Below are 15,987 nucleotides of genomic sequence, written 5' to 3'. Positions count from 1 at the left end.
CGGGGAATGGCGGACGGCCACGGCGGGGTTGAACCCGTCATGACCCAGGACGCTCTTCTGAAGCTGCTCGCCGAAGGCCACGACGGGGTGCTGGTCACTCTCCGGAGCGACGGCCGCCCCCAGCTGTCCAACGTCAACCACGCCTACTGCCCCGACGAACGGACCGTGCGCGTCTCGATCACCGAGGACCGCGCCAAGACCCGCAACCTGCGCCGCGACCCCCGCGCCTCCTACCACGTCACCAGCCCCGACCGCTGGGCCTACACGGTCGCCGAGGGCACCGCCGAACTCTCCCCGGTCGCCCGGGACCCGCACGACGAGACCGTCGAGGAACTGATCCGCCTGTACCGCGACGTCCGCGGCGAGCACCCGGACTGGGACGACTACCGCGCCGCGATGGTCCGCGACCGCCGGCTGGTGCTGCGGCTGCGCGTGGCACGGGCGTACGGCATCCCGCGCGCCTGACGGCGGGTGCCCGCGCGGGGCGCGGGGGTCAGCCGACCCGTCCGGGGCGGGGCCGGGGGCCGCGTGAGGGGCCCCCGGTCGCCGGGCGGCGGCGCGGCCGCCGGGTACGGGCCGCCTCCTCCGCGCGCCCGGCCCCGGCCGCCGCCTCCCGTACCCAGGTCTCCAGCGCGCCGGTGAACTCGTCTGCCCTGTCCGGCCAGTTGAAGTGGGTGAGGGCGGCCTCGCGGCCGCGCTGGGCCGCGGTGTGACGCAGGATCGCGTCCGTGCTCAGCCGCCGTATCGCCGCCGCCGCGGCGCGCGGGTCCTCGTACGGGACGACGAGACCGCAGCCGTGCCGCTCGACCATGTCGGCGGCCAGCGGGGTGGGCGTGGTGACGACGGGGACGCCGTGCGCCATGTACTCGACGACCTTGGTGGGCCGCGAACGGCGGTAGTTGGGCTGGTCGTGGAGGAGGGAGAGACCGGCCAGGGCGCCGGAGAGCAGGGCCAGGGCGCGGTCGTTGGGCAGGAAGCCGTGCCAGCGCAGCACACCGTCCCGGTCGGCCGCCGCCAGCGCCTCCCGCACGTCCGGGTCCGCCGCGCCGGCCACCTCGATCCGCAGCCCGGGTGCCAGGTGCCGGGCCGTCTCGATCAGGTCCAGCGCGCCGCGCGCCCGGGACAGATGGCCGACGTAGACGACCCGTTCGGCGCCCGGCGGTTCGGGCGCCCGGACCGGCGCGGTCGTGAAGTTCGGGACCACGGGGTGGGCGTGGCGGAAGCGCTCCTGGTAGGAGTCCTCGGCCAGCAGCAGCCGCAGATGGCGTTCCGCCAGCCGCTCGGCCGCCCGTACGCCGAACCGCAGCGGCGGCCTGAGCACCCTGGGCACCCAGCGCTTCATGGCCAGGGCCGCCGCGGTGTCCTCGTGCACGTCCCACACCACCACCGGCCCGGTCCCGGACCGCCGCCAGCGGCGCAACGTGCCGGGCAGCGCCAGCAGCAGCTCGGGGTCGTGCAGCAGGACCAGGTCCGCCTCGTGGCCGCGCCGGGCCAGCAGGGCGCGGGCCGCGCCCACCGCCGTCCGGCGGTCCCGGCCCGCGGCCCTGGGCAGGTCGATGCCTTCGAGGTCCGGGCGGGGCCGCACCTCACGGGCCGAGAACGGCGCCGCGTACACGACGCGATGGCCCCGGTCCCGCAGCGCGCCGATCTGCCGGTGCAGGATGCGCGCGTCCTCGGGGTGGTGGACGACGGTGACGACGAGTATCCGCATCTGAGCGCCTTTCGACCCCGCCGGACGGAGCCTTCGACTCCGTCCGGCGGGAGGGGAGTTGCCACGCGGGTCGGCTACAGCACCTCGACGCCGGGCCGGAAGATCCGCCCCCGGGTGTCGAAGAGCAGCCGGGCCTCGTCACCGAGGGCGGGCAGGTCGTACGCCGAGTGGTCCTGGAGCAGGATCGTCAGGTCGTGCGAGCGCACGGCGGCCATCACGTCGGTGACCCGGGGCACGGCCTCCCCGTCCACGAACCAGGCGTTCACCAGCGGGTCGTGGAAGGCGATCTCGGCCTCCCGGTCCCGCAGCAGCCGGGCCACCGGCACCGCGGCCGCCTCCCGCTGGTCGGCGACGTCGGGCTTGTAGGTGACGCCGAGGATCAGCACCCGCGAACCGTGCAGGGCGCGGCCCTCGTGGTTGAGCAGGTCCTGGGCGCGCCGGACCACGTACTCCGGCATATGTGCGTTGATCTCCCGGGCCAGTTCCACGAACCGGAACTCGTAGCCGATCGAACGCACCTTGTAAGAAAGGTAGTTGGGGTCGATCGGGATGCAGTGCCCGCCCACCCCGGCGCTCGGCCGGAACGGCTGGAAGCCGAACGGCTTGGTGCCGGCGCAGCGGATCGCGTCCCACACGTCCACCTGCAACTCGCGGCACAGGATGGCCAGTTCGTTGACCAGGGCGATGTTGACGTGCCGGTAGGTGTTCTCCAGCAGCTTCGCCATCTCGGCCTCGCGGGTGCCCTTGGCCTGGACGACGGTGTCGACGAGCTTGCCGTAGAAGGCGGCCGCGCGCGCCGCGCACGCCGGTGTGCAGCCGCCCACCACCTTCGGGGTCTCGCGCAGCCCGTGCGTGGTGTTGCCCGGGTCGATGCGTTCCGGTGAGAAGGCCAGCGCGAAGTCCGTCCCGGCCCGCAGCCCGGACTCCTCCAGGAGCGGTCGCACCACCTCCTCGGTGGTGCCCGGGTAGGTCGTCGACTCCAGGACGACCAGGTGCCCGCGCCGCAGCCGGCCCGCCACCGCCCGGACGGCGGAGGTCACCGCGCCCAGGTCCGGGCCGCCGTCCTCGCCGAGCGGGGTCGGCACACAGATCACGACCGTCTGCGCGCGGGCCAGACAGGCGTCGTCCGTGTACGCGGTGAACCCGGCCTCCCGCATCCGGGCGACATCGTCGTCGGACACGTCGTCGACGTGGGAGTGGCCCGCGTTGAGGCCCTCCACGATCCGCGGGTCGAGGTCCAGCCCCGCCACGCGCAGCCCGACCGCCGAGGCCTCCCGCGCGAGCGGCAGTCCGACGTAACCGAGCCCGATGACGGCCAGTTCGAAGCCGTCGGCCTGTTCCTCGTCCCCGAGCGATTGGCTCGATTCCCCGAGCGGTACGGCCTTTTCGACCTGCATAGGGATACTCCGCCCTCGACGGCAGAACGCCGTGTGGATCCGAAGGGCCCGGACGGTGCCGGCTCCGGGCGCGGGGTCTCAGACACATCCAAGAGCGCGATACGCCTCTCGGGTCGTGGCAGCGACCCTTTTCCAGGTGCGTTCACGCGCCACCAGCGCGTGGGCGGACGCTCCCCATTCGTGCCGCCGTTCTCGACTGTAAAGCAATACTTCGAGAGCTTCTGCCCAAGCATGTGGTGATCCGGGCTGGATCAGCCGTCCGTTCACCCCGTCCTGCACCAGCTCCCGCAGGGCCGTGAGATCACTCGCGGCCACCGGCAGACCGCTCGCCATCGCCTCCACCGGCTTGAGCGGGGTGACCAGACGGCAGACCCGCGCGTCGGTGCGCGGCACCGCGAAGACATCCAGAACGGCGTGGTGGGCACGGACCTGTTCGTGCGGCACCCGGCCGGTGAACAGCGCGGTGCCGTCGCCGAGACCGAGCCGTCCGGCCAGCGCCTGGAGCGCCGCGCGCTCGGGTCCCTCGCCCACGATCAGCAGCCGCAGCGGGACACCCCGGCGGCGCAGCTCGGCACCCGCACGGAGCAATGTGCCGATTCCCTCGTGTGGAGTAAGGCTGCTGACGGTGCCCACCACGTAGTCGTCCGCCGCGATGCCCAGCCGGGCCCGCAGCCGGGCGCCGTCGGGCGGCGCGGCGAGGAAGGCCTCGTCGACCGCGTTCGGCACGATCAGGACCCGCTCCTCGGGCACCCCCCGGCCCACGATCTCGGCCTTCATCGCCGCGCCCAGCGTCAGCACCAGGTCGGCCCGGCGCATGCAGTACGTCTCCAGGGCGCGCCGGGCCCGGTACGTCTCGTCGTCCGGGCCGCGGCCGGGCGCCTGGGTCAGCCAGGTCTCCTCCAGGAAGCCCCGCACCTCGTAGACCACGGGCAGCCCGTAGGTCTCGCGCAGGGCCAGCGCCACCCGCCCGTTGCCGTGGTCGGTGGCCGCGTGCAGCACGGCCGGCCGCAGCCGCTCGACCAGCCGCCCGGCCAGCTCCGCGTTGCGGGCGAGGAGCGCGCCCTGCCCGTACGGCAGCACCGGCGGCAGCAGCCGGTGCTGCGGAACCCCGTTCACGGTCTGCGACGGGCGGGCGTCCAGCACCCCCTGCGCCACGGGGAACCCGATCCGGGTCACCACGTGCGGATCGAGCCCGGCCGCCCGCTGGGCCTCGGCCAGCGCCTGGGTGCGCACGGTGTAGCCGGCGTGCCTGAACGGCAGCCCGTTGGTGACCAGATGCAGCACCCGGCCCGGCACCGGCCGCACCGGCCGCCCGGCGGGCGCCGCCACCCGGGCGGCGGACGGGACCGCGGCCGGACCGTCCGTACGGGCCCGGGCGGCGAGCCGCCCGCGCACCGGCTCCAGCCCCTGCCGCACCCGCTCCGGCAGCAGCCGTACGCCGAGCAGCGCGGCCCGGGCCGGGTCGTGCCGCAACTCGCCCCAGGCGGCGGATGCGGCCAAGCTGAGTGCACGGGGAACCCGGGAGACACGGCGCGGCAGGCGGGGGAGCGGACGTCGGGCCATGTCGCCAAGGTAGGCCGACAGAGCGGAGAACGTACGACATGGACGGCCGTGTACTGCATGTCGTCGGGACCAGGCCGAACTTCGTGAAGGCCGCGCCCGTGGTCGCCGCGCTGCGCGCGGGCGGGCACGACCAGGTCCTGGTGCACACGGGTCAGCACTACGACGAACGGATGTCGCACGTCTTCTTCCGGGAGCTGGGCCTGCCCGCCCCGGACACCGACCTCGGCGTCGGCTCCGGCACCCACGCCGGGCAGACCGCCGAGCTCCTGGTGGCCCTGGAGGCCGAACTGCTCGCCCGCGCCCCCGCCCTGGTGGTCGTCTACGGCGACGTGAACTCCACCCTGGCCGCGGCCCTGGCCGCCGCCAAGCTCGGCATCCCGGTGGCCCATGTCGAGGCCGGGCTGCGCAGCTTCGACACGGCGATGCCGGAGGAGGTCAACCGGCGCCTGGTCGACCAGCTGGCCGAGCTGCACTTCGTCACCAGCCCGGAAGCCGTCGGACACCTCGCCCGCGAGGGCGTGGACCCGGCCCGGGCGCACTTCGTCGGCAACCCGATGATCGACACCCTCCTCACCCATCTGGACCATTTCGACCCGGCCGCCGCCCGCGCCGCCCACGCGCTGCCCGAGCGCTACGGCGTGGTCACCCTGCACCGCCCGGCCAACGTCGACGACCCGGAGGCCGCCGCCGCGGCGGCCCGCGCGCTCACCGAGGCCGCGACCCACCTCGACCTCGCCGTCCCCCTGCACCCGCGCGGCCGCGCGGCGCTGCGGGGGGCCGGGCTCGCCGACGCCCCCGGCATCCACCTGCTCGAACCGCTCGGCTACGTCGAGTTCATGGGCCTGGTCCGCGGGGCCGCCGCCGTGATCACCGACTCCGGCGGCGTCCAGGAGGAGACCACCGTGCTCGGCGTCCCCTGTCTGACCCTGCGCACCACGACCGAGCGCCCGGTCACCGTCACCCACGGCACCAACCGCCTGGTGCGGCACGGCGAACTCGTGCCCGCCCTGCGCAAGGTCCTCGACGGGCCGCCGGCCGCCGACCCCGAGGGCCCGCCGCTGTGGGACGGCAAGGCGGGCCCCCGCATCGCCCGTGTGCTCACCGAGTGGCTGGAGCGCCATGACTGACGCCGTCGGCACCCGGCAGCCCGCCCGCGCGCCCGGCCCCCCGGACACCTCCGCGGCGGCCCGCACCTACTGGGACGCCCGGCACCGCGACCGCGACGACCTCGCCTCCGGCGGGCACATCGGCCTGGACCGGCCCGGCAACGAGATCTTCTACGCGGTACGGCTCGGCCAGCTCCTCACCCTGATCGGCGACCTGTCCAGCCCGGCCGCCCCGCTGTTCGTGCTCGACGCGGGCTGCGGCAAGGGGCACTTCGCCCGCTCCCTGGCCCGCTGCGGCCACCGCGTCGACGCCTTCGACGCCAGCGAGGAGGCCGTCGCCCACGCCACGGCCGAGGGCGGCGGCCCCCGCTGCACCCGCTCCGCCCTCGACGAGTGGCGCAGCCCCTGGCTCTACGACGTGGTGCTCTGCGTCGACGTCCTCTTCCACGTCATGGACGACGAGGAGTGGGCGGCCGGCCTGCGCAACCTGGCCTCCCTGGTCCGGGCCACCGGCCGGCTCATCGTCACCGACGAGGACACCGACGAACCCGTCCCGCGCGGCGACTACATCCTGCACCGCCCGGCGGCCGCCTACCGCGGGGTGCTGGAGCCCCTGGGCCTGAGCCACACCCTCTTCCGGCCCTACGGCTTCCGCGAGAACCGGGTCGGCTTCCACGTCTTCACGAGGACCCGCTGATGCGCCTGACCGATCTGCTCCACCCGCACCTGGACGACGTGACCTCCGTCGTGGACGCGACGAGCGGCGGACTGCGGCTGGACCCCTATCTGCACCTCCCGCCCGGTGTCACCCTGCGACGCCACGGACAGCCCGTCGGCGAGGGCGAACTGGTGCTCCTCTCCTACGGCCCCGACCCCGCGCTGCACGGCGACGAGGCGGACTGCCTCGCCGTGCTGGAACGGATGCGCCCCGGCGGCCGCGGCCTGATCGTCTTCGGCCACCCCGGCACCGAACTGCCCTACCACCGCCTGCTCGACGCCCTGGTGGCCCACCGCTGCCAGGTGCTGCGCGCCGCCTCGCTCGGCTACGCGCACCTGCACTCCGGCGCGGTCTTCGCGTGCACCGAGGAACTCCTGCCGCCGCACGACTGGTTCGGCCGCCCGCTGCCGGCCGACGGCTTCGCCACCGCCCTCAGGATCGCCGACGAGTACGTCCTCGCCGACTTCGTCTCCCGCTCCCAGCGCGCCCGCCTGCTCGACCTGGAACGCGCCGCCGAGGAGAGCGCCCGCGCCCTGGAGGGCGCCCGCGAGGACGGCCTCGCCGAACGCCTCGCCGCCGCGGTGCGCGACAAGGACCGGCTCACGGCCGCCCTGCGCGGCGCCCGGGAACGGGTCGCCGTGCTGGAGTCACGGGTGACCGGCCTGGAGGGCTCCACCTCGCTGCGGGTGGGCCGGGCCCTGGTGTCGGCGGCCCGCTCGCCCAGGCGCGGCGCGGTCCGGCTGCCGGGCGAGCTGTACGGGCTGTGGCGCCGGCGCAAGGGCCGGCCCAGCCCGGCAGGCGCCGGGGCCCCCGCCGCCCCGGAGCCGGGCACCGGGGCCGGGGACCGCTTCCACCTCGCCCACCGCGCCCTGTCCACGGCGCCCCGGGACCGGCTGGTGATCGCGGGCGTGCTCACCGACCGCACCGCGGCCGACTTCGCGGCGGACGCCGTGGTCAGCCGGGTGCTGCCGCACGACGGACGGCTGCTGGTCGAGCGCACCGACCCGGACGTCCTCCTCGTCCAGCTCGGCGCCTGCACGGCCGAGGCCGGACCCTGGACGCTCACCGGCACCGGACACGCCCCCGACCTGGACCGCGCCCTGGCCGAACTGGTCGGCCAGGCCCGCGCGTCGGGCCGTACGGCGGTGCTGTGGCGGGACGGTCCGGCGAACGGCGCGCCCGGCCTGGGCCTGCTCCCCTGGGACGCCGTCCTCGACGGCGACACGGGGGTACGGCTCGCCCGGCTCGACCCCGTCACCGACGGCCGGGACCGCCTCCGGGACGCCTTCCAGCAGGACAGCACCCGGGTACGGCTGGCCCGCCTCGCCGAACTCGTCGGCGCCCCCGACCCGTTGGCCGAACGCCGGGTCGCCGTGCTGGCCGCGCCCCGGGACGCGACCGACGTGGCCCGGCTCGTCGCCCAGACCCTCGGCCAGCTGCACCGCCCGGCCGAGGTGGTCGTCGCCGACCCGGCCGGCCTCGACCTCGCCGAACTCACCGCGGCCTCGGTCGCCGTGCACACCGGACCGGCCACCGCGCCCTGGATCGCCGACTGGACGGACCTCACCGAGGACCGCCCCGACACCCTGCTGCTCGACCTGCTCTGCGCCCAGGAGTTCTCGGGCGCGGACGCGGTGGGCCACACGCCCGCCGCCGACGACTACGCCTTCGTACCGGCCCTGCGGCCGCTGCTCGTCCGGCGCTCGCTGCTCGACTCCGGCACCCCGCCGGACTCCTGGTCGCGCGCGGGACACCGGCTGTTCGCCGTACGCGGAAAGGAGCCGTCATGACCCGCGCCCCGAGGGCGCTCGTCTACGGCGACGTCGACCTCAACCTGATCGACGGTTCCGCGGTCTGGGCCCAGTCGACCGTGCAGGCGCTGTCCCGCGCGGGCTGCCGCACCCGGCTCGTCCTCAAGGCCCCGGTGGAGACCGGCCGGCTGACCGACCCGCTGGCCGGACTCCCCGGCGTCACCGTGGTACGGCCCTACGAGGAGCACCTCGTCCCCGGGCAGGGCGCGCACCCGCTCTCGCCCGTCCAGGCCTCGCGGCTGCTCGCCCGCCTCGACGCGGAGGAGCCGTGCGACCTGCTGGTCCTGCGCGGCCGCCGGCTGGTCCGGCAGGTGGTCGCCGACGGCGCCTTCGACGGCCGGATCTGGGCCTACCTCACCGACATCCCGCAGTCCCCGGCCGAGATGACCGAGGAGGCCCGCGCCGAACTCGCCCGCATCGCCACCGCCTCCCGGCAACTCCTGTGCCAGACCGAGGAGTTGCGCTGCTTCCTGGAGGCCTGGGTGCCGGAGGCCTGCGGCCGGTCCGTGCTCGGCCCGCCCGCGGTGCCCGAACCCGGCCCCCCGCTCCCGCCGCGCACCGGCCCGCACGACCCGCTGCGCCTCGTCTACACCGGCAAGTTCGCACCCCGCTGGAACACCCTGCCGATGACCCGGCTGCCCGCGCTGCTCGCCGAACGCGGCGTCAGGACCGAACTCCACACCGTCGGCGACAAGATCCACAAGGATCCCGCGCACCCCGGCTTCGACACCGCCATGGCCGAGGCGCTGCGCACCACCCCCGAGGTCGTCCACCACGGCGGGGTGCCGCGCGAGGAGGCCATGCGCATCGCCGCCGACTGCGACCTCGGCCTCGGCTGGCGCGACCCCGCCCTCGACGCCAGCCTCGAACTCTCCACCAAGGTGCTGGAGTTCGGCTCCCTCGGCCTGCCGGTCGTGCTCAACCGCACCCCGGCCCACGAGGCGCTCCTCGGCGCCGACTACCCGCTGTTCGTGGCGGGCGGCGCGAGTCTCGGCGACGCGGCCGACGCCGTCCGCGTGGCCGCGTGCGACCCGGGGGCCCGGCAGCTCGCCGCCGACCGGTGCGCGGCGGCCGCCCGGGAGTACACCATGGAGGCCGCCGCCACCCGCTGGCGCGCCCATCTCGACCGCGCCTTCCCGGCCGCGCCCGCCGCCGTCGCCTCGCGCCCCCGCCCGCTGCGGATCGGTGTCGCGGGCCACGACCTGAAGTTCCTCACCCGCCTGCTCGACCACTTCCGCGCGCTGCCCGGCCTGGAGGTCCGCGTCGACGCCTGGCCGGCGCTCGCCCGGCACGACCCGGCGGCCAGCCGTGAACTCGCCGACTGGGCCGACGTCGTGGTCGTCGAGTGGTGCGGGCCCGCCGCGATCTGGTACAGCCGCCACAAGCGGCGCGGCAGCCGGCTCGTGGTGCGGCTGCACCGCTTCGAACTCGACGCGGGCTATCCCCGGCAGGTCGACATCGACGCCGTCGACCGGGTGGTGTGCGTCAGCCCGTACTACGCCCGCAGCACCCGGGAACGCACCGGCTGGCCCGCCGCGAAGATCACCACCATCGGCAACTGGGTCGACGTCGACCAGCTCGACCGGCCCAAGGCCCCAGGCGCCCGGTACCGCCTCGGCATGATCGGCATCGCGCCCAGCCGCAAACGCCTCGACCTCGGCCTCGACGTCCTCGAAGCGCTGCGCGCCCGCGACCGCCGCTGGCACCTCTCGGTCAAGTCCAAGCCGCCGTGGGAGTACTGGTGGATCTGGAACAAGCCCGGGGAACGCGCCCACTACGACGACGTCCTGCGCCGGATGCAGACCTCGCCGCTCCTCGAAGGGGCCGTCGTCTTCGACCGGTTCGGCCCCGACGTGCCGAGCTGGCTGCGCCGGGTCGGCCATGTGCTCTCCACCAGCGACGACGAGAGCTTCCACCTCTCCCCGGCCGAGGGCATGGCCTCCGGCGCCGTGCCCGCGCTGCTGCCGTGGCCGGGCGCGGACGAGATCTACGACCGGCGCTGGATCCACGACACCCCGGAGGCGATGGCCGAGGCGATCGCGGGGCTCGCCGGGCAGGAGGAGTGGCGGGCCGCCGGGGAGGCCGCCCGCGGCCAGGTGCGGGAGGGGTTCTCGCTGGACCGGGTGGCGAAGGACTGGACGGAACTGCTGGTCTCCGGCTGATGCGCGGGGTTCCGGCTGATGCGCGGGTCTCGGGCTGATGCACGGATCTCCGGCTGATGCACGGGGCACCGGCTGATGCGCGGGTCTCCGGCTGACGCGCGGATCACCGGCTGACGCAAGGGTCCCCCGGAGCCGTACACACCGGCTCCGGGGGACCCTTGCGGGACTCAGGCCGTGACCGTCTCCGGTCGGGCCGCCTCCTGCTCCGCGCGCTCGCCGAGCAGCTCGGTCGGCACGCGGTGCGTCTCGCGGGCCGACAGCGCGGCGATCACCGGCGGCACGCACAGCGCCGCCGTGAACAGCGCCACCGCCGACCAGTCGTCGCCGCCCGGACCCGCGATCTGCGCCGCGAACGTCACCGCGAACCCGGCCACCGCGAAGCCGATCTGGGTGCCGATCGCCATGCCCGACAGCCGCACCCGGGTCGAGAACATCTCGCCGTAGAAGGACGGCCACACCCCGTTCGCCGCGCTGTAGACCACCCCGAAGGCGACCACGCCGAGGATCATGACCAGCGGGAAGGAGCCGGTGGAGATCGCCCACAGGTAGCCGAACATCGCCACCGCGCTGCCCACCGCGCCGACCAGGTAGACCGGACGCCGGCCGATCCGGTCCGACAGCGCCGCCCACGCCGGGATCGTGCCCAGCGCCACCAGGTTCGCCAGCGCGCCCACCCACAGCATCGACGTCCTGGACATCCCGACCGCGTCGCTCGTGGCGTACGCCAGCGCCCACACCGTGAAGATCGTGCTCACCGAGGCGATCAGCGCGCCCCCGATCACCCGCAGCACGTCCGCCCAGTGGTGCCGCAACAGCGTCGCCAGCGGCAGCCGTACGACACCCTCGCTCGCCGCCTGCCGCTCGAACGCCGGGGTCTCCTCCAGTCTGCGGCGGATCACCCAGCCGACCACCGCCACCGCCACGCTCAGCCAGAACGGCACCCGCCAGCCCCAGGACAGCAGCTGGTCCTCGGGGAGCTGGGAGACCGCGATGAAGACCAGGGTGGCGATCAGCTGGCCGCCCTGGGTGCCGCCGAGCGTGAAGCTGGTGAAGAAGCCGCGCCGGCCCGGCGGCGCGTGTTCGAGACTCATCGAACTCGCGCTGGCCTGCTCCCCGGCCGCCGAGATGCCCTGGAGCACCCGGCACAGCACCAGCAGCACCGGGGCGAGGCCGCCCACCTGCGCGCGGGTCGGCAGACAGCCGATCAGGAAGGTCGACAGGCCCATCAGGATCAGCGTGAAGACCATGATCTTCTTACGGCCGACCCGGTCCCCGAAGTGGCCCAGGAAGAGCGCGCCGACCGGCCGGGCCGCGTACGCGACACCGAAGGTGGCCAGCGAGAGCAGGGTCGCGGTGGCCGGGTCCGACTCGTCGAAGAAGACCTTCGGGAAGATCAGCGCGGCCGCGCTGCCGTAGATGAAGAAGTCGTAGTACTCCAGGGCGCTGCCGATCCAGGCGGCCAGAGCGGCCTTCTTCGGCTGGCCACCCGGTGGTACCTCGGTGGCTTCGGGGCGGGCGGGGACGGACACGGCGGTGCTCCTTCGGGGAACTCCAACGTAGACGGAGTGAGCGGCGGGGGAGAAGGCCGGATCCCAGGGATGACGGGTCGGCGGACCAGGGGCGGGTGCTAATTAACCCACTGGGTAGTTAGTCGCGATGGGTACGGATGTTGCGCTCGCGTTTCGCCGCTGTCAAGAGGCCGTGCCGGATCGGCGCCCGCCGCGGTCAGTCCGCGGCGCGCTCCGCCGTGAGGTAGGCGATCACCATGTCGCCGAGCATCGCGCGGTAGTGCTCGCGCTGCGCCGGGGCCACCAGGTCGCGGCCGAACAGGGCGCCGAAGGTGTGCCGGTTCGCCACCCGGAAGAAGCAGAACGAGCTGATCAGCGCGTGCAGGTCGACCGCGTCGACGTCGGCAGTGAACAGGCCGGACTCCTGCCCGGCCGCCAGGATGCGGCGGATCACCTCCAGGGCGGGGGAGCCGATCCTGCCGAGCTTCTCGGAGGCCGCGATGTGCTCGGCGCCGTGGATGTTCTCGATGCTGACCAGGCGGATGAAGTCCGGGTGCTGCTCGTGGTGGTCGAAGGTCAGCTCGGCGAGCCTGCGGATCGCCGCCACCGGGTCCAGGTGCTCGACGTCCAGCTCCTGCTCGGCCTCCCGGATCACGCCGTACGCGCGCTCCAGCACCGCCGTGAAGAGCTGCTCCTTGCCGCCGAAGTAGTAGTAGATCATCCGCTTCGTGGTGCGGGTGCGGGCGGCGATCTCGTCCACGCGGGCGCCGTCGTAGCCGGCCCGGGCGAACTCCTGGGTGGCCACGTCGAGGATCTCGGCCCGGGTGCGGGCGGCGTCGCGGATCCGTCCGTTGGTCTGTGCCGGTTCGTCGACGCTGGTCATCGGGTTCCTAACGGGTGCCTTCGCGGGGGTGGCCGGTGCCGAGATTGTAGAAGCCCGGGCGGAGGCGGTTCCCGAGGGGTCTTCCCTTGCCGTGGCCTCCGGTGTTATAGCTAACGTACTAGTTCGTACATTAGCTCCGCCGTTCTGCTCGGGAGGGCCACGTGGCCAAGGACTCATACCTCGTCGGACTGATCGGTTCCGGGATCGGTCCGTCGCTCAGTCCGGCCCTGCACGAGCGCGAGGCCGCCCGGCAGGGGCTGCGGTACCTGTACCGGCTGATCGACATCGACGTGCTCGGCGCCCGGCCCGAGGCCGTCGGCGATCTGGTCGCGGCCGCGCGCGACCTCGGCTTCGACGGGCTGAACATCACCCATCCCTGCAAGCAGCTGGTCATCGGGCACCTGGACGCGCTCGCCCCGCAGGCCGAGGCGCTCGGCGCGGTGAACACGGTGGTGTTCGGGGCCGACGGCAGGGCGGTCGGCCACAACACGGACGTCACCGGGTTCGCGGCGTCGTTCGCCCGGGGACTGCGGGACGCCCCGCTGGAGCGGGTCGTCCAGCTCGGTGCCGGAGGCGCCGGCGCCGCGGTCGCGCACGCCACGCTCACCCTGGGGGCCGAGCGGGTCACCGTCGTGGACGCGCTCGCCGACCGGGCCGCGGATCTGGCGGGCGCCCTGAACCGGCACTTCGGCGCGGGGCGCGCGGTCGCCGCGACGCCGGACCGGCTGCCGGAGGAGCTCGCGGGCGCGGACGGGCTGGTGCACGCGACACCCACGGGCATGGCCGCGCACCCGGGGCTGCCGCTGCCGGCCGGGCTGCTGCACGCGGGGCTGTGGGTGGCCGAGGTGGTGTACCGGCCGCTGGAGACGGAGCTGGTGCGGACCGCGCGGGCGCTGGGGTGCGCGGTGCTGGACGGCGGCGGGATGGCCGTGTTCCAGGCCGCGGACGCGTTCCGGCTGTTCACGGGGAGGGAGCCGGACAGCGCGCGGATGCTGGCCGACATCGGGGAGCTGGCCGGCGACTCCGCGGACCAGGTCGTGTGACGGGTCACGGCCCGTCGTGGCTGCGCGCGCCCGCGCGATGGCGGCCGCACATCGATACAGCCCCGCGCCCCCCGAGGGGCGCGTCGCAGTGGACGTGAGGAAAAAAGGTCATGCGTACTTCCATCGCCACCGTCTCGCTCAGCGGGTCGCTCACCGAGAAGCTCAGCGCCGCCTCGCGGGCCGGGTTCGACGGGGTCGAGATCTTCGAGAACGACCTGCTGGCGAGCCCGCTGGCACCCCGTGAGATCCGGGCCCGCTGCGCGGATCTCGGACTCACGGTCGACCTCTACCAGCCCGTGCGGGACATCGAGGCCGTGCCGGAGGAGGAGTTCGCGCGCAACCTGCGCCGCGCCCGGCACAAGTTCGGGCTGATGCGGGAGCTGGGCGCCGACACCGTCCTCGTCTGCTCCTCCGTCTCCCCGCTCGCGCTGGACGACGACGACCTCGCCGCCGAGCAGCTGGCCCGGCTCGCCGCGCTGGCGGCGGAGTCCGGTGTCCGGGTCGCCTACGAGGCGCTCGCCTGGGGACGGCACGTCAGCACCTACGACCATGCCTGGCGGATCGTCGAGGCGGCCGGCCACCCCGCCCTCGGGACCTGCCTCGACAGCTTCCACATCCTGTCCCGCGGGTCCGATCCCAAGGGGATCGAGGACATACCCGGCGAGAAGATCTTCTTCCTGCAACTGGCCGACGCCCCGCTGCTCGCCATGGACGTGCTCCAGTGGAGCCGGCACTACCGGTGCTTCCCGGGGCAGGGCGGGTTCGATGTCGCCGGGCTGGTGGGTCATGTGCTGCGGACCGGCTACGACGGGCCGCTCTCGCTGGAGGTGTTCAACGACGTGTTCCGCCAGGCCGAGGCCGGGCCGACCGCCGTCGACGCGCACCGCTCCCTGCTGGTGCTGGAGGAGGCCGTGGGCGTCGGGGAACTGCCCTCGCCGGTGGTGCCGACCGGAATCGCCTTCGCCGAACTGGTCACCCCGGACGCGGAGCCCGTGTCGGCGCTGCTCGGGGCGCTCGGCCTCGCACGGACCGCCCGCCACCGCAGCAAGCCCGTCGACCTGTGGGAGCGCGGCGAGGCGCGGATCCTGGTCAACACCGGACCCGCCGCCCGCCGCGACGGCACCCAGCTCGCCGCGATCGGACTGGAGTCACCGGATCCGCGGGCCGCCGCCCGCCGGGCCGAGGCACTGCTCGCGCCCGTGCTGCCCCGCCGCCGCGCCCCCCAGGACGCCCCGCTGGACGCGGTCGCCGCGCCCGACGGCACCGAACTGTTCTTCTGCGCCACCGGCCGCGGACCCGGACTCCCCGACTGGCGGGCCGACTTCACCGAGGTGCCGCACGACCCGGCGCCGGGCCCGGCCCGGATCGACCACCTCGCCCTGGTCCAGCCCTGGCACCAGTACGACGAGGCGGCCCTCTTCCACCGCAGCGTCCTCGGACTGCACGCCCGGGAGAGCGTCGACGTCGCCGACCCCTACGGCCTGCTGCGCTCTCGCGCCGTCACCGACGCCGACGGCAGCGTCCGCATCGCCCTCGGCGTCGGCGCGGCCCCGGCCGACGACACCCTGCACGCCCAGCACATCGCCCTGGCCACCGGGGACGTGGTCGCCGCGGCCCGTGCCTTCCGCGCGGCCGGGGGCGCCCTGCTGCCCATCCCCGCCAACTACTACGACGACCTCGCCGCCCGGTACGAGTTCGCCGACGGCGAGCTGGAGACGTACCGGGAACTCGGCATCCTCTACGACCGCGATCCGGGCGGGTTCTTCCGGCACTGCTACACCCGGACCGTCGGACGGGTGTTCTTCGAACTGGTGGAGAGGGGGACCGGCTACCGCGGATACGGCGCCCAGAACGCCCCGGTGCGGCTCGCCGCCCAGCACGCCGGACGGCCCGCCCGCTGAACGGCCCCGGGGTGAGGCCTCGGTGAGAGGGCGGTGAGACACAGCCGAGGTCCGGGCTTCGCCGAGGTTCCACGTCGGATACTCACGAAGTTCCGGAATGCTCCCGGCATCCCGGATGTGACGTTCGCCGAATTCCGCCCGTCCTGCCGGCCGTGAGACCGGGACGTGCCGGAAGTCCCGGAAA

General features: G+C 74.5%; 12 protein-coding genes. 7 read left to right on the top strand and 5 right to left on the bottom strand.

The features are described 5' to 3' along the window. Positions 1-39: 39 nt before the first annotated feature. A complete protein-coding gene (locus tag ACZ619_RS02345; RefSeq protein WP_469593103.1) occupies positions 40-465 on the top strand; it encodes a PPOX class F420-dependent oxidoreductase in 426 nt (141 codons plus the stop codon). Between the two features lie 28 nt (positions 466-493). Here the strand turns inward: ACZ619_RS02345 and ACZ619_RS02340 are convergent, their stop codons facing one another. From ACZ619_RS02340 to ACZ619_RS02330, 3 genes are all read right to left on the bottom strand, one after another. Then, on the bottom strand, positions 494-1,711 hold the full coding sequence (locus tag ACZ619_RS02340) for a glycosyltransferase (RefSeq protein ID WP_469593101.1): 1,218 nt from the start codon (positions 1,709-1,711) through the stop codon (positions 494-496). A 74-nt stretch (positions 1,712-1,785) separates the two neighbouring features. Beyond that, positions 1,786-3,108 carry a nucleotide sugar dehydrogenase gene (locus ACZ619_RS02335; protein ID WP_469593099.1) on the bottom strand — a complete coding sequence of 441 codons (1,323 nt, stop codon included), beginning with the start codon at positions 3,106-3,108 and terminating at the stop codon, positions 1,786-1,788. A 78-nt stretch (positions 3,109-3,186) separates the two neighbouring features. Continuing rightward, on the bottom strand, positions 3,187-4,608 hold the full coding sequence (locus ACZ619_RS02330) for a glycosyltransferase family 4 protein (protein WP_469593097.1): 1,422 nt from the start codon (positions 4,606-4,608) through the stop codon (positions 3,187-3,189). Between the two features lie 101 nt (positions 4,609-4,709). On the opposite strand from ACZ619_RS02330, the gene wecB reads away from it, so the two are divergent. Genes wecB through ACZ619_RS02310 form a run of 4 tightly spaced genes read left to right on the top strand, consistent with a single transcriptional unit; the run spans position 4,710 to position 10,468 of the window. Next, positions 4,710-5,798 carry a non-hydrolyzing UDP-N-acetylglucosamine 2-epimerase gene (wecB, locus tag ACZ619_RS02325; RefSeq protein WP_469593095.1) on the top strand — a complete coding sequence of 363 codons (1,089 nt, stop codon included), beginning with the start codon at positions 4,710-4,712 and terminating at the stop codon, positions 5,796-5,798. Continuing rightward, positions 5,791-6,474: a class I SAM-dependent methyltransferase gene (locus ACZ619_RS02320; RefSeq protein WP_469593093.1), complete on the top strand. Its 684-nt coding sequence runs from the start codon at positions 5,791-5,793 to the stop codon at positions 6,472-6,474. The genes wecB and ACZ619_RS02320 overlap by 8 nt, the downstream gene beginning before the upstream one ends. Continuing rightward, positions 6,474-8,285, top strand: a complete 1,812-nt coding sequence (locus ACZ619_RS02315) for a hypothetical protein (RefSeq protein ID WP_469593091.1) — start codon at positions 6,474-6,476, stop codon at positions 8,283-8,285. Before ACZ619_RS02320 ends, ACZ619_RS02315 begins: the two co-directional genes overlap by 1 nt. Then, positions 8,282-10,468 (top strand): glycosyltransferase family 4 protein, encoded by a 2,187-nt coding sequence (locus ACZ619_RS02310; protein ID WP_469593089.1) that lies wholly within the window; start codon positions 8,282-8,284, stop codon positions 10,466-10,468. Before ACZ619_RS02315 ends, ACZ619_RS02310 begins: the two co-directional genes overlap by 4 nt. Before the next feature lie 167 nt (positions 10,469-10,635). Here the strand turns inward: ACZ619_RS02310 and ACZ619_RS02305 are convergent, their stop codons facing one another. After that, positions 10,636-11,997 carry an MFS transporter gene (locus ACZ619_RS02305; protein ID WP_469593087.1) on the bottom strand — a complete coding sequence of 454 codons (1,362 nt, stop codon included), beginning with the start codon at positions 11,995-11,997 and terminating at the stop codon, positions 10,636-10,638. 196 nt (positions 11,998-12,193) lie between these two features. Beyond that, complete coding sequence (locus tag ACZ619_RS02300) at positions 12,194-12,859, bottom strand: TetR family transcriptional regulator (RefSeq protein WP_469593086.1); 666 nt, start codon at positions 12,857-12,859, stop codon at positions 12,194-12,196. Between the two features lie 161 nt (positions 12,860-13,020). Between ACZ619_RS02300 and ACZ619_RS02295 the strand changes: the two genes are divergently transcribed. Continuing rightward, a complete protein-coding gene (locus ACZ619_RS02295; protein WP_469593084.1) occupies positions 13,021-13,902 on the top strand; it encodes a shikimate dehydrogenase in 882 nt (293 codons plus the stop codon). 110 nt (positions 13,903-14,012) lie between these two features. Beyond that, complete coding sequence (locus tag ACZ619_RS02290; RefSeq protein WP_469593082.1) at positions 14,013-15,803, top strand: bifunctional sugar phosphate isomerase/epimerase/4-hydroxyphenylpyruvate dioxygenase family protein; 1,791 nt, start codon at positions 14,013-14,015, stop codon at positions 15,801-15,803. The last annotated feature ends 184 nt before the right edge of the window (positions 15,804-15,987 follow it).

The organism is Streptomyces sp. NPDC104367, assembly GCF_055583825.1.
This window is presented reverse-complemented; position numbering and strand designations above follow the sequence as displayed.